Source organism: Paenibacillus allorhizoplanae (genome assembly GCF_927798215.1).
GTDB lineage: Bacteria > Bacillota > Bacilli > Paenibacillales > NBRC-103111 > Paenibacillus_E > Paenibacillus_E allorhizoplanae.
Genome location: NZ_CAKMMW010000015.1, coordinates 73,857 through 87,497 on the forward strand (window position 1 = coordinate 73,857; position 13,641 = coordinate 87,497).

Annotated in this window: 11 protein-coding genes; 3 read left to right on the forward strand and 8 right to left on the reverse strand. The window is 45.5% G+C overall.

Annotation, left to right across the window (positions count from 1 at the left end):
- Positions 1 to 81: 81 nt before the first annotated feature.
- The 3 genes from L6I86_RS22310 to L6I86_RS22320 all read left to right on the forward strand — a co-directional run bounded on the left by L6I86_RS22310 (position 82) and on the right by L6I86_RS22320 (position 5,202).
- Positions 82 to 1,893, forward strand: a complete 1,812-nt coding sequence (locus L6I86_RS22310) for a cache domain-containing sensor histidine kinase (protein ID WP_236290645.1) — start codon at positions 82 to 84, stop codon at positions 1,891 to 1,893.
- Positions 1,886 to 3,502, forward strand: a complete 1,617-nt coding sequence (locus L6I86_RS22315) for a response regulator (protein WP_236290646.1) — start codon at positions 1,886 to 1,888, stop codon at positions 3,500 to 3,502. Before L6I86_RS22310 ends, L6I86_RS22315 begins: the two co-directional genes overlap by 8 nt.
- Positions 3,503 to 3,723: 221 nt before the next feature.
- Entirely contained in the window at positions 3,724 to 5,202 is a 1,479-nt protein-coding gene (locus L6I86_RS22320; RefSeq protein WP_236290647.1) for an oligosaccharide flippase family protein, read from the forward strand.
- Between the two features lie 71 nt (positions 5,203 to 5,273).
- On the opposite strand, the gene L6I86_RS22325 is transcribed toward L6I86_RS22320, so the two are convergent.
- The 8 genes from L6I86_RS22325 to L6I86_RS22360 form a co-directional block, all read right to left on the reverse strand.
- On the reverse strand, positions 5,274 to 6,053 hold the full coding sequence (locus tag L6I86_RS22325) for an ATP-binding cassette domain-containing protein (RefSeq protein ID WP_236290648.1): 780 nt from the start codon (positions 6,051 to 6,053) through the stop codon (positions 5,274 to 5,276).
- Positions 6,054 to 6,068: 15 nt separating this feature from the next.
- Positions 6,069 to 6,851 carry an aliphatic sulfonate ABC transporter permease SsuC gene (gene ssuC / locus L6I86_RS22330; RefSeq protein WP_236290649.1) on the reverse strand — a complete coding sequence of 261 codons (783 nt, stop codon included), beginning with the start codon at positions 6,849 to 6,851 and terminating at the stop codon, positions 6,069 to 6,071.
- Positions 6,820 to 8,004 carry an FMNH2-dependent alkanesulfonate monooxygenase gene (ssuD, locus tag L6I86_RS22335; RefSeq protein WP_236290650.1) on the reverse strand — a complete coding sequence of 395 codons (1,185 nt, stop codon included), beginning with the start codon at positions 8,002 to 8,004 and terminating at the stop codon, positions 6,820 to 6,822. Before ssuD ends, ssuC begins: the two co-directional genes overlap by 32 nt.
- A 38-nt stretch (positions 8,005 to 8,042) precedes the next feature.
- Positions 8,043 to 9,056 carry a sulfonate ABC transporter substrate-binding protein gene (locus L6I86_RS22340; RefSeq protein ID WP_236290651.1) on the reverse strand — a complete coding sequence of 338 codons (1,014 nt, stop codon included), beginning with the start codon at positions 9,054 to 9,056 and terminating at the stop codon, positions 8,043 to 8,045.
- A gap of 554 nt (positions 9,057 to 9,610) precedes the next feature.
- Positions 9,611 to 11,098, reverse strand: coding sequence for a protein adenylyltransferase SelO (locus tag L6I86_RS22345; RefSeq protein WP_236290652.1), 1,488 nt, complete (start codon positions 11,096 to 11,098; stop codon positions 9,611 to 9,613).
- Between the two features lie 121 nt (positions 11,099 to 11,219).
- Entirely contained in the window at positions 11,220 to 11,687 is a 468-nt protein-coding gene (locus L6I86_RS22350; RefSeq protein WP_236290653.1) for a DinB family protein, read from the reverse strand.
- Positions 11,688 to 11,853: 166 nt separating this feature from the next.
- Positions 11,854 to 12,696 (reverse strand): copper amine oxidase N-terminal domain-containing protein, encoded by an 843-nt coding sequence (locus L6I86_RS22355; protein ID WP_420851917.1) that lies wholly within the window; start codon positions 12,694 to 12,696, stop codon positions 11,854 to 11,856.
- Between the two features lie 418 nt (positions 12,697 to 13,114).
- On the reverse strand, positions 13,115 to 13,627 hold the full coding sequence (locus L6I86_RS22360; protein ID WP_236290655.1) for a hypothetical protein: 513 nt from the start codon (positions 13,625 to 13,627) through the stop codon (positions 13,115 to 13,117).
- Between the last annotated feature and the right edge of the window lie 14 nt (positions 13,628 to 13,641).

The following is a 13,641-nucleotide window of genomic DNA, read 5'->3' on the forward strand; positions in this document are numbered from 1 at the left end:
TTGATTGGAGTGCGGTTTTTTTAGAAGTGCTGATGTTACCGAACCTGATGTGATATATTGGGCATAGAGGGAGGTAATGGAATGAAACAATGGAGCATTAAGTTCAAGCTGCTAATCATGACTGGACTCTTAATTTTATTATCCGTGATCCTCGTTTCCTTCGTCTCTTATCATCAGTACACCAAAGACTTCGAGATTCAGTCCACCGAAAGGGTTCAGCAAATTATCGAGCAAGCCTCTCTGAACATCGACAATTATCTCGACGACTTATCGCGTTTATCAGTCGCCCCCTACCGAAATTCGGCCGTGATGGCTGCACTTGAAACTACTCACCCCGATTCAGAGATCGAACAACTCAAGAAGACTCGTACGATTGAAGATTTTCTGGATGAGATTATGATCATTCCAAGAAATGATATTCTTACTGTTTTTGTACTGACGGATACGGCATACTCAAGCGGCAGGGTGCAGACCAACATCGATTCAAAGGTCGACTTCCACAACTTCAATTGGTATACGGAAGCGCTTTCAACACAAGAGTCTATCTTCGTCCCCGCGCATATGCAGCAAATTATTAAGAACCCGAAGAATAAGGTCTTCTCGATCGTACGGCAGCTTCGCAGCACCAAGGATACGGAGAAAATTATCGGCATTATTAAGGTGGATGCCAATTACAGCGGTATTGAAGCCATTGGCAATAAAGTGAACATGGGCAGCAAAGGCGGGCTCTTCATTGTGGATGCAGATCAGAATCTTATATTTTCCAATGTCAAAGGCGGTCATGAGCTGGATCTCTATCAAACCATGCTGAAAACCAGCCATTCTAAGACGACGATCCGTTTGGATAATGAGAACTATCTGCTTAATGCGACTCCCATTTCACGAGCTAACTGGACCGTTGTTGCCGTAAACTCCGTTGCCGAACTCAATCACAATGCCGTCAAAACAAGAAATATCGCATTCTTAATGGCGATTATTAGCTCTTTTCTCGCTATTCTTGTCTATTTCTTCTTCATCAAAAGATATCTCAATCCGTTGCTAACTATCGTTAAGCTAATGAAAGAGATTGATCATGGCAATTTATCGGTCACCTTCCCGAACAACAGGCATGATGAAATTGGCTACCTGGGGTCCTCCTTTAATGAGATGGTTCATCGCATTCAAGAGATGCTCGAAGAGAACACGAAACTTGTCAGAGAAGTGTATGAGGCAAATTTCCTGCAAAAGGAAGCCCAAATCAAAGCCTTGTTCAACCAGATTAGACCACATTTTATTTTCAACACACTCAATATGATCAGTCTTCTGATGCAGAGCGGCAAAGAGGAGCAAGCCGTAGACCAAATTAATAAACTTAGTTCCCTCCTAAGGGGTATGACAAACTGGGATAAAGAAATCACGCTTGGGCAGGAAATCAGCTTACTCGAAGCTTACCTCAGCATTCAAAGCAGTAGATTTGGCGGAAGACTGGAATACACAATTACCATTGCTAATTCGCTGGGCAGTTATTATATTCCTGCGCTCCTCCTACAGCCTGCCGTTGAGAATGCCGTTATTCATGGGTGTGAGATGAAGAAAGAGAAAACGATTATACACATATATAGTGATGAAGATGACACTAATCTCTATTTCTATGTTCGTGATAATGGGAAAGGGATAGATGCCGATAAGCTTGCAAAACTCCAGGAACGTGTGGAATCGTTGGTTTATAACGAAGATCTCCACGGTTTACATAGTGCTGGTACGGGAATCGGTCTTGTCAATGTGAATAAGCGGATCAAGCTGAAGTATGGGACGGAGTATGGACTTACGATTGATAGTACGCCGGAAGTAGGCACATGCGTCACTATCATTTTACCCAAATTAGACGTCAGAAAGGAGAATCGGCATGTATAAAATGCTCGTGGTCGACGATGAGTCACTTACTAGAGACTACCTGAAGCTAACTATTCCGCAGATTAATCCTGGGTGGGAGGTCGCGCATGTCGCCTCAGATGGCAAGGAAGCTCTTGAGATTCTTGATCAGCATGCTGTTGATTTAATCCTCACCGATATTAAAATGCCTGTCATGGACGGCCTCACTTTATGTAAAATCGTTTCAAAAATGTCTCCTCGCCCAAGAACGGTCATCCTATCAGGCCATGATGAGTTTACTTTTGCTAAAGAGGCCATAACCTATGGTGTGAATGAATATTTGCTGAAGCCTATTGTTAAGGAAGAGCTGCGCGTCGTCCTCGAACGGATTACACACGATTTGGATAAAGAGAAAAGTCAGCTGCTGACCCAACAATCCATGCAAATTCTCTCTGAGGATTCCAAAAACCATGTGGTCAAAAATTTCTTGAAAGCCGTTATCGTAGACAGTAATGCGGAGATTAAAGTACTTTACCCACTTCTCTTCCGTCTAAAGGTGAGCTTAATCGAGACAGAAGGTAATCTAATGATCCTCTCATTGGATGAAGATATGATTCTTAGGAAATCTATTCCATACGCCGATATTCCTGTATTTAAGTATATTTTACAACAGATTACAACTGAAATTGTGGAAGAAGGAAGGGTGTTCTACGATACGGAGGAAAATACAATTGTACTTGTAACCGGCGATTGTCAAGATGACCTAATTAAACAATGCAGAGCCATCCATGCTAAAGTAGCTGACGCGATCTATAGGAGTACGGGTATTACGATCTCCGGTGCTATTGGTAATTGTGTCAACGATGTGCTTCGATTGAACTCCTCCTACCGCAAAGCGCGCAAGATGCTAATGAGCCGTCTGCTGAGTGGCGGTAACTCCTGCTTCGCCTTCAGCGATGAGAGTAAGGATATGCCATCCATTCTAGAATTGGATAAAACGATGATGGCTATTCAATCCGGTTTACTCGATAGAAATGAAACGAATTACATGGTTTCCGTTCGGAATTATGCCGAGCTTATGGGCGGTTATCAGCTTCCCGTTGTTTACCGATATGGCGTTCATTTAATTAGGAGCATAGCGGCCATGAACCCGAACTTTACGGATGAAGGAATACAAGCAGCGCAGACGATCCTTAGGAAGTTGGAAAGCCCCACTTTACAGGCACCGTCAAAAGAAGAAGTGCTGCTTAACTTTTATGAAATTCTCAAATCCTTCATCCTACATGCCACGCCGAAGCACGATAACGAGAACGAGCACGACCTTGTAGCCAGAGCTAAGGAATACATCTATTCGCACTACTCGGAGCCTATCTCTCTCGCTATTATTGCAGATACAATAGGCGTTTCCGCTAGTTATTTGAGCAATATTTTTCATAAAAGCGTGAATGAATCTTATATTAAATTTTTAACCAGAGTGCGAATGGAGCAAGCCGCCAAGCTACTGAGGGCAAGACCCTCAGAGAAGATTATTGATGTCTCAGACAAAGTAGGGTACGTGAGTGTTAAACATTTCTCCCATGTATTCAAGCAGCACTTCTACATGCCCCCTGGAGAGTATCAGGAAAAGCAAGCTGCCGCGTTAAAAGGATGAGAAAAGCCGTCAGGGAGATCTTCCTGGCGGCATATTTCAGGTTTAACACCCTAGGGGATTTGCAATCCCCGTATTATTCTTTCAACCATTCGAGGCGACATATAATCTCCAAATACCTCCATTTCTCTCCGTTTATCTGCCATTCCTTCGGTTGTCAACCTGGTAGGGGTCTGCTACTCTTTGGATAACAAGACCTATAAACGGGAAAAGGGGCTACCCCCATGCTGAATCGGAATTTCATGTTAACGGATACACAGCGATTTTTGCTTCGAAATGTATCTATCATTGTGCTCGGTCTCTTCATTAACCAAATGCTCCAAACTGTGGGAAGCATCGTTCTAGCTCGTGTATTGGACGATCCTACCAAATTCGGCCAAGTGAATCTCTTGTTGCAAATTTTCGGTATGGCCTCCTTGTTTCTCAATGTCGGATTCAACTCCTCCTTAATTTACACCTTTTCTAGGAAGCCGATGGAGGCAGTACAAACCAATTTTCGCGTCGCTTTTTTCGGGAGCTCTCTATTCGGGGTTATCTTCGGGATCCTACTCGTGCTACTCGCACCAATCCTAGCGAATTATTATCAGCTACCTGAGCTAAAAGGAGCCCTGATCCTCAGCTCAATCATGTTTGTATTCAACTCCATCATCAATATTGGCGTCGCTTCTTTCTCAGGAAACCGCGATTTCGGTGTTCAGGCCTTTTTCATGGTCATTACAACGACACTTGCCACTTCAGGTACGGTTGTCGGCGTTTTATTACCCATTGGCTCGTTGAACCTTCTTGAAAATATTTCGGTGTGGATGAGCGTGGGAGCGATCCTAACAGCTCTTTTTATTGGCTGGAAAGTTGAACGTGTGCATAATCCGAAATGGTTCGGTGGTATCCCTTTCCAAGAGGTTCGAAGCATGATGGCATACGGCCTGCCTTCCTGGGCGGGTAATATCGCAAAAGCATTCCAACAGCCTTTTCTGGTCATGATGGTTGGTTCCAGTTCGGTTATCGCCGTTGGTTATTTATCGAATGGATTCCGTATAACAGGCTTCATCGGCATCATTACATGGGCGTTCATGATTGTCACATTCCCATTCGTGGCCGAGAGTGCACAGGATTTGAAAGAAAGCAAGCATCGTGGGACGAGCTGTGTCCGGTATAACAATATTTTTCTGTATCCGCTGACAGCACTCATTTGTTTATATCCCGACCAGATCAACGGATTTCTATTCGGGGAGAGCTTCACATCCGGGGATTCTGCAGCTTATATTCGGCTGATGGCTTTAGGCGTCTTATTCTCCTCCGTAGGTCGACTAGGTGGCAGCATTCTAGCGGGAATTGGCAAAACAAAGGCTAACTTCTGGGTCATGATCGTCGCTGGAATTTTCGTCATTGCCATTGTCCCTTTCATTGCAGCTAAAAGTCCCGTCTTGGCTGTTTGTATTTATACAGGGGGATGGGCTGTCTCCGCACTTGCGATGATTGGATTTTTTTACTACGAAAAGTTCCCGCTTGACTGGTGGAAGGCTTACGGACAGCCTCTGCTGCCTACGATCGGGATGATGGCTATCATGGAAGCTGGCTCATTTGCGAGAAGTTGGTATCCCATTTTCATCATCGCTGGACTCATTGGTTTACTCCTATTAACGATCATGATTGAAAAACGCCCCCATACAGGGACTGATGTTCATACGCCAGCAGCCCAATAGTTATAGGGTTACATGCAGAAAAGCACTTCAAAGGCAGGATACCGCCTTGGAGTGCTTTTTGTATGCTAATACTAAATGGAATACGCATATTTATTATTTGCTGTCATATCCCCTAGAGCAGGATTCTGCTCTTTCACCAATATGCGATCCAGAATCAATTGTTCAAAATAAGCGAACCCGCTGTCCCGCACGCGAGGCCGCGGGAGCGTTATTTTTACATCGAGGGCGATCTGCCCTTCTTCGATCAAAATAACACGATCCGCAAGCTGAACGGCTTCCGACACATCATGCGTCACGAGCAGCGCCGTAAACTTCTGCTGATACCACAGCCGCTCAATGAGCTGCTGCATCTCAATGCGGGTCAACGCATCGAGCGCGCCGAGCGGCTCATCCAACAGCAGCAGGCGAGGCTGACCGGCCAGAGCACGGGCCAATGCAACGCGTTGACGTTGCCCCCCGGACAGAACTCCCGGCCATTCATTCGTTCTGTCCGCAAGCCCCACTTGCGCAAGAACCTCTTCGGCTCTAGCGCGCGAGCCATCTTTCACTCCAACCTGAACATTCGCGAGCACGCGATTCCATGGAAGCAGGCGTGCATCCTGAAACAACACACGTGTTTCGGAATGGATGCCTTTGAGCGTCTGGCCATCGACCTCGATTTGGCCGCTCGAGGGCTTATCCAGCCCAGCGATTAAGCGCAGCAGTGTGCTTTTACCGCAGCCGCTTCGCCCAACAATCGCAATAAACTCGCCAGGTGCTACGTCCAACTCTACACCTTGCAGCACTTGCTTTTGGCCAAAAACCTTCGCAGCCTGCTTCACTTGCAATCGAATGCCAGTACCTTCCGCCATCGTGCCCACTCTCCTTTATGGTTTCAAGAAATTAGGATGCCATTGCAGCCATGCGTGTTCCAGAAGCTTCGCTATATAGTCGGATATTTTGCCTAGTAGGGCATAGACAATAATACTCAGAATAACAACATCCATTTGCAAAAATTCTCTAGCATTCATCGCCATGTAGCCAATCCCAGAAGAGGACGAAATCGTTTCGGCTACGATTAAAGTTATCCACATAATACCTAGTGAGAACCGAACCCCGACCAAAATCGAGGGCAACGCACCGGGAATAATGATTTTGCGGAAGAGATGAAAATGGCGAAGCCCGTAAACACGACCCATTTCGATCAAACCCGGATCAACAGATCGAATGCCATGGAACGTATTTAAATAAATCGGGAAGAACACACCTAACGCAACTAGGAAGAGCTTACCTTCTTCACCAATACCAAACCAGAGGATGACCAACGGAATCATCGCTAGATGAGGAATATTCCGCAGCATTTGTACGGATGTGTCCGTCACCTTTTCAAGAATAGGAAAGAGTCCGTTAATTAAGCCTAGGACAAATCCGATACTGCCGCCAATCGCAAAGCCGATAAATGCTCGTTTGGAGCTGGCACCGATATACGTGAATAAGGTCCCTTTCTCTGCCAAATGAACACCAGCCGCAAATACCGCTGAAGGTGTAGATAGAATTCGGGTGGAAATGACCCCAAATTGCCCCAATAGCTGCCATAAAACAATAAGTACAATCGGAAGCGCCCAAGGGAGCAACTGTTTAGCCAGAGACTTTGACAGGTTGGTTGTCATCGGACCGAACCCCCTTTGCAGGCTTCGGCAACTCGGTGTTGGCGATGAGTTCTCCAAATGGACTTACGTAATTCGCAGATGTGGTCGTCCGTTTCTCATTTGATTTTAAAGGCAAATGCGGGAACAGCAGCTCCGCTGTCCGATAAGCCTCCTCCAGGTGTGGGTAACCAGAGAAAATAAACGTCTCAATACCTAGGTCCGCATACTCTTTCATTCGTGCCGCAACCGTCTCCGGATCACCGACCAAAGCTGTCCCTGCACCTCCGCGCACAAGCCCGATGCCCGCCCACAGATTAGGACTAATTTCCAACTTGGTCCGATCACCCTTGTGCAGCTCTGCCATACGGCGTTGGCCTACAGAGTCCATGCTGGCAAATATTTTTTGCGCAGAAGCAATGGTTTCATCATCCAGATGGGAAATGAGGCGATTGGCATCAGCCCACGCTTCCTCTGAGGTTTCACGTACGATGACATGCAATCGAATACCAAACTTCACCGTGCGGCCGCGCTTGGCTGCAGCTTCGCGAACTGTTTTAATTTTCTCAGCGACTTGAGCTGGCGGCTCTCCCCACGTTAAGTACACATCGACATGATCTGCTGCTACTTCGATCCCAGCTGGTGAGGAGCCTCCGAAATAGATCGGGGGATATGGCGCTTGGATTGGCGGATAAACAATCTTCCCGCCTTTAACTTTCAAATGTTCCCCTGTGAAATCGACTTGCTCTCCGGCCAACTCTTTGCGCCAAATGTGCAGGAATTCGTCGGTCAACTTATAGCGGGCATCATGCTCCAGGAAGAGTCCCTCCGCTTCAAGCTCTTTTGCATCGCCGCCCGTGACGACGTTGATTAATAAGCGACCCTCTGATAACCGATCGAAGGTGGAAGCCATTCTGGCCGAAAGGGTCGGCGACATCAAGCCCGGTCTAACCGCGACTAGGAATTTCAGTCGCTCTGTCACGGGAATCAAGGAAGATGCCACAACCCATGCATCCTCGCAAGATCTGCCCGTCGGCAACAGGACGCCACCATAGCCTAGTTGATCAGCCGCTTGCGCAATCTGCTTCATATAGCCATAATCGACTGCGCGTGCCCCTTTCGTTGTTCCAATGTATCTGCTGTCTCCGTGTGTCGGAATGAACCAGAATACTTCCATCTTCATCGTCTCCCTTATCCTTTATAAGTAGCTCGAACCTATTTCGTAGCTGGCAATACGGCGTCTTTCACTTTAATTTCTTTCGGAATTAGTCCTAGTTTAAAAAAGGTATCAGCGATTTTCTGTTGTTCATTGATCAAAGCATCATCGATTGGTTGAATCCCGTAAGCTCTGCGTTTTGCCGCGCGTTCCAGGGAAGGTACATCAATTCCCAACTGCGGGGACAACGTTTCGGCAAGCTCTTTCGGATGATCTTTGGACCATGTATCTACTTTGGCTAATTGATCTAGTACAATCTTGACGGTCTCCTTATTGTTTTCTGCGTAGTTGCGAGTAGCTAGATAAAACTCATGATTGGCAACGGTGTCTTTGCCGTCAGCCAAGATTTTCGCTTTGGCAGACGTTTCTGCTGCTGAGAAGAAGGGATCCCAGATGACCCAAGCATCGACGCTGCCTTTCTCAAACGCTGCTCTCGCATCTGCCGGGGGAAGGAAAACCACCTGAATATCTTCATATTTCAAACCAGCTTTTTCGAGCTGCTTCACTAACAAGTAATGTACGTTGGAACCTTTATTCAAGGCGACCTTCTTGCCTTTCAGTTCAGCTACGGATTTAATCTCCGACTTCTCTGGAATGAGGATTGCTTCACTAGCTGGGCTTGCCGGTTCATGCCCTAAGTAAACGAGCGGTGTCCCTGCAGCCTGTGCAAAAATCGGCGGCGCTTCACCGGTATGCCCCACGTCAATACTGCCAACATTCATCGCTTCTAGCAATTGAGGACCACCTGGGAACTCCGTCCATTGAATGGTGATGCCTTTTTCTTTTAATGCTTTATCTAGCTCCCCGTTCGCTTTCAGGAAGTTCACTGTACCGTATTTCTGATAGCCAATGCGTAATGTCGTGCTTTTCTCTGATTTTGTTGTAGTGGTAGCTGCAGGCGCTTTCGTATCGTCAGCAGTACCTGTTGTCGACTTGGAAGCCGCTCCGCAACCGCTCAACACCGTAACTAGCAAAGTGGATAAAACGAAACTCATGATTAGATTTTTTTTCATGATAAAGCCCCCTTATTTCTTATATGGTTTTCTTTACAGCACGCACCGATTGGATACAAAAAAGAGACACAGCTCTCCCCCTTCATGGAAGTTTCGCTTGTGTCTCCGGTGGTCCGGTCGATACATAATTATTCTGATAAGATTACTTGGTTTTAATTTATCAGCATTCTTGATGTTCGTCAATAGTTTTATTAGAAATAAAATTGTGCTACTGGCGGTTGCCTATGGTTTTAGTGAAAATGGAGGGGGAATCCCCGGTCAGTTGGCGACTCCCACCTTATCAAGTCCTTGCTTGAGAGCACGAGGAGGCCTGCTAACAGTTTAAATGGAGAATCTACAGTTAAATTCTGCGATTCCTTCGGGTTTCGGGGTTTAGATGGAAAAAGTCCAGTTATTTTAACCGATATTTAAGTAACTGGGCAAAATTCAGGATATTACCTGTGGGAAATACAGCTAGTTCATCAAATTGGTTAACTCCGGCTCAAATGGATGGAGGAATTCCAGTTAAATTGAAAAGCCAACCACCTCAACCGGCAGTTGGCCCTCTCCCTTACTCAAGTCCCACAAAACGTTTGATACGCACAAGCCGAAGGTTCCGGCGGCGCGGCATACTCCTCTTGCTCAGGTGCGTGTGCGAAGGGGTTCGCAAGCATAGCAAGCAGTCGCTCCATCACACTATTGTCACCATGTTCGACTGCAGCTTCTAGCGCTGCTTCTACCCGATGATTGCGCGGAATGACGGCAGGATTGCTGCTGCGCATCAATTGCTGTGAAGCCGTTTGGTCTTCCTGTTGTCTGCCTAGTCTTGCCTGCCACTGTTCCTGCCAAAGGGCAAATTCCGGCGTGCCGAACAGGACTGATTCTTTTATTTTATCAAACGTCAATGCTAAGAAAGTATTCGTATAATCCGCACTTGTCTTCTCCATCATGCTTAGCAAGCCTTCGATCAACGCAAGATCTTCCTGCTCTTCATTAAAGATCCCTAGCTTCGCTCTCATTCCTGTGAGCCACGCTTGTTGATATGTCGTGGAAAATTCGGACAGCGCACCCTCGGCTAGCTTGATTGCTTGCTCCTCGTCAGTATGCAGCAGCGGCAACAGTGTTTCTGCAAATCTAGCGAGATTCCATACGGCAATACGCGGTTGGTTGCCATAGGCGTAGCGGCCATGCGTGTCAATGGAGCTGAACACCGTGGCAGGGTCATAGGCATCCATGAAGGCACAAGGACCATAATCAATCGTTTCTCCGCTGATCGCCATATTATCGGTATTCATCACGCCGTGAATAAAGCCAACGAGCTGCCATTTCGTAATGAGCTTGGCCTGACGTTTAATCACTTCCTGAAGGAACTGAAGGTAGCGTTGCTCACTTCCATTCTCACTTGCATCAACTTCAGGGTAATGTCTCTGTATGGTGTAATCCGCAAGTGCCTGAGTATCCTCAATAGTGCCATATTGAGCAGCATATTGAAAAGTACCAACCCGAATATGACTTGCCGCTATGCGTGTCAGAACTGCACCAGGCAGCTCGGTTTCACGGTAAATAACATCACCCGTTGTTACTACAGCTAAGCTTCGCGTCGTAGGAATGCCAAGTCCGACCATCGCTTCGCTAATGATATATTCACGCAGCATCGGTCCAAGGGCTGCGCGGCCATCGCCTCGACGGGAGTAGGGTGTTCTGCCTGAACCTTTCAGCTGAACATCCACCCGCTCACCTTGCGGAGTCATTTGTTCGCCCAGTAGGATTGCGCGGCCATCTCCCAGCATATTGAAATGTCCGAATTGATGAGCTGCATAAGCTTGCGCAAGCGGTATCGAACCTTCTGGTATGTGATTGCCAGTGAGCGTAGCAACACCTTCTTCACTTCGCAATGCCGAAGCATTCAACCCCAGCGCTTCTGCCAATGGCTCATTCAGAACGATCAACTTCGGTGCGCGTCCAGGGGTAGGGTTCACCTTCGTAAAGAAGGTTTGCGGCAGATGTGCATAGCTGTTATCAAAGTTCCAGCCTGTATTTTGTTTTGCAATATGATCTGTCATCTTATCTCCTCTTTCTTGCTCCAACATCCTGTTTGCTCAATTATATCATAGTCGACAAAAAAACCTCTTCATAAGCATCATCGAAGAGGTTTTCCCTTTTAATTAGTTTCTATTACTGATGTTAAATTGAAAATCGTTTTAATGTGGTTATCGCATTAAAATGCATGCCCTCGTGATATAACGTGAAATTTAAGAACTCCCCAATTGTACTTAGGAGTAATCCACTACCTGTTGTGAATGGCTTAGCCACGCTTTCATCCAAGCGATCCTGTAAGATACTCTGAATCCGTTTGGGTTGCTCAGCAAGCAACGCAAGTAATTCTTCAAGCGAAGGGAGTTCCTCGTTCCAATCTGCGGGTTTGGTACCTTTTGCAAATAACCGATCAAAATTCTCAGGCAGTTGTAAAGGCTCGCCAGCAAAATGAAAAGCAAACTTCTCTTGAACCGTGTAAATATGTCCCAAATTCCATCGGATGTTATTATTAAATCCTTCAGGTATGTGGTCTATTGTGTTTTCCGATAGCCCTGCAACCGCTTTGATGGTTGATTGACGAATAAAATCCAGTTGTTTGAGCGTGATTTGCTCCATAAGATATCCTCGCTTTTTTACTCTACTGTAGCACGTTTCCAGCAAGCTTGCGCCACATTTTTCAAAATCAAGGCTTGCTCCCACCGACTGGAGAGCTCCCTGTGGCTGCCGCCGATATATTTTAAAAAAAGAGCCTACACATGTAGGCTCCAATTGGAACGAAAGGTTATTCTTCTTCGTAAATGACGACTGATTGGGTCTCGTCTTCCCATTTAACCGTTGCTTTCAATGACTCGCTAATGAAACGAACTGGCACAACCGTATTGCCTTCAACGATCGTTGCAGGAACCTCTAAAATAACTTCTTTACCGTCTACTAAAGCCTTCGTGCTGTCGATAAAGAGTTTAACACTAACACCGTCTCGTGTAACCGTTACAGAACGCTCTTCTGCGTCCCACTTCACTTCAGCTTTTAACGCTTCCGAAATGGCACGGAATGGAACTAGTGTGCTGCCATCTTTAATGAATGGATTCACTTCCAAGGATGGTTGCTCACCATTCACGTATAAGAATACACCTTTTTTCCCTAACTTGTGATAAAGCTTAGTTAGCTTTTTATAGGAATTGATGTTTTTAAGGTTTACCTTAACTGCTTCCTTTTGAACATAAACCGCATCCGTTACACTTCCCTGCTCGTCCAATACGTCAGCAACAGCTGCTAACGCAGCATCTCTATCCGTAATTAAATCAAGTTCAGCCTTTAATTCAGCACTAATGTGAGCACCATAGTTAGTCAAAAGTAGATCGGCAATAACAGCTCCAGCAGGCTTATTTTTCACATTTTCTAACGCATTAAGTAGACCTTTATAACCATTCTTACCTTGGCCATATGTATCGGAAGTGACCGTTGCATCCGTACTTCCATTGACATTTACATTGATTTCTACGTCTGTTTTGGACCCATTAGCTTTATCCGCACTGTTACTATTCTCGGATTTGGCGAATGCTGATCCAGCCATAAGGCTTGTTGCCACGATGCAGGAAGCTGTAATCATCCATGTTTTTTTCATTTTCATAAAATCGACTCCTTTTTTTATGTAGCTTATTATGGAACTTTCTCACTCTATTAGTTATTCGATAGATTTCCTGATTTTGGATGGGTCGTATTAATATAATTTATTTTCAATATTATAGCGCCGTAGAGGATGCTGTTGTTTCCCACTTTGCGCTCTTAGGTTTGGAAGCGTAGAAAAAAATAACCACAAGCGAGAGGTTAGTCTCGATTGTGGTCCCCTATCACTCTGACAAGACTGTTTTACTCTTCCACTAGACTTCCATTTAAGGCGTTAATTGTTCTTAAACCTACATTTCTAACCTGTAAAGTTTCCCCTTTGACAAGTACATTTGGGTTATGTTTACTAAGTTCGAGCACTTGTTCTTCCTTCATTTGGGAGATAAGAATTTCTTCTTAGCTTGGAAATTGACGATTCAAATTTGTAATATCGACTTGAACATTACAATTTCGGACAATGCAGTTTCATTAGAATTGCCAATCACGGCTATTGCCTCAATACCTTGAAATGTTTGTACGGTTCGTAAATCCAGTTTCTTACTACCGTCAATCCACATCCATGTAATTCGGCTATTATCACCTGTAAACCGTTCAAGGCTGCAACAACCCAAAAGCCTCATTTTTTTTAAACTTCTTACTTGAGACGTGTTCCCCAATTCTTTGAATCTACCTTGTACTATTCCAAGGGACTCCAAAGGCACTCGGTTCCACTTTGCAAAATCGATATCCTTACTGTGTAATAGATCGAGCGATTTTAGCGTGTGACACTCAGCTATCCCGTCAATATCCTCTGTTCGGGCAGACTGAAGATCCAGCTGTTTGATGGGAGCAAGAGGCTTTATGCAGGTATTTACATGGGTTATATGTGTTATTGGTTGAATAATTGATTCATTCAGCACTGGGTGGGCGGAGGATAAAAAGAAAACCACAAGTGAGAGTTAGT

What these genes read in the sequence shown, in the direction of transcription:
- L6I86_RS22320 (WP_236290647.1), top strand. Translation starts at nt 3,724, where the DNA reads ATGCTGAATCGGAATTTCATGTTAACGGATACACAGCGATTTTTGCTT.
- L6I86_RS22310 (WP_236290645.1), top strand. Translation starts at nt 82, where the DNA reads ATGAAACAATGGAGCATTAAGTTCAAGCTGCTAATCATGACTGGACTC.
- L6I86_RS22350 (WP_236290653.1), bottom strand. Translation starts at nt 11,687, where the DNA reads ATGGAGCAAATCACGCTCAAACAACTGGATTTTATTCGTCAATCAACC.
- ssuD (WP_236290650.1), bottom strand. Translation starts at nt 8,004, where the DNA reads ATGGAAGTATTCTGGTTCATTCCGACACACGGAGACAGCAGATACATT.
- L6I86_RS22345 (WP_236290652.1), bottom strand. Translation starts at nt 11,098, where the DNA reads ATGACAGATCATATTGCAAAACAAAATACAGGCTGGAACTTTGATAAC.
- L6I86_RS22325 (WP_236290648.1), bottom strand. Translation starts at nt 6,053, where the DNA reads ATGGCGGAAGGTACTGGCATTCGATTGCAAGTGAAGCAGGCTGCGAAG.
- ssuC (WP_236290649.1), bottom strand. Translation starts at nt 6,851, where the DNA reads ATGACAACCAACCTGTCAAAGTCTCTGGCTAAACAGTTGCTCCCTTGG.
- L6I86_RS22355 (WP_420851917.1), bottom strand. Translation starts at nt 12,696, where the DNA reads ATGAAAAAAACATGGATGATTACAGCTTCCTGCATCGTGGCAACAAGC.
- L6I86_RS22315 (WP_236290646.1), top strand. Translation starts at nt 1,886, where the DNA reads ATGTATAAAATGCTCGTGGTCGACGATGAGTCACTTACTAGAGACTAC.
- L6I86_RS22340 (WP_236290651.1), bottom strand. Translation starts at nt 9,056, where the DNA reads ATGAAAAAAAATCTAATCATGAGTTTCGTTTTATCCACTTTGCTAGTT.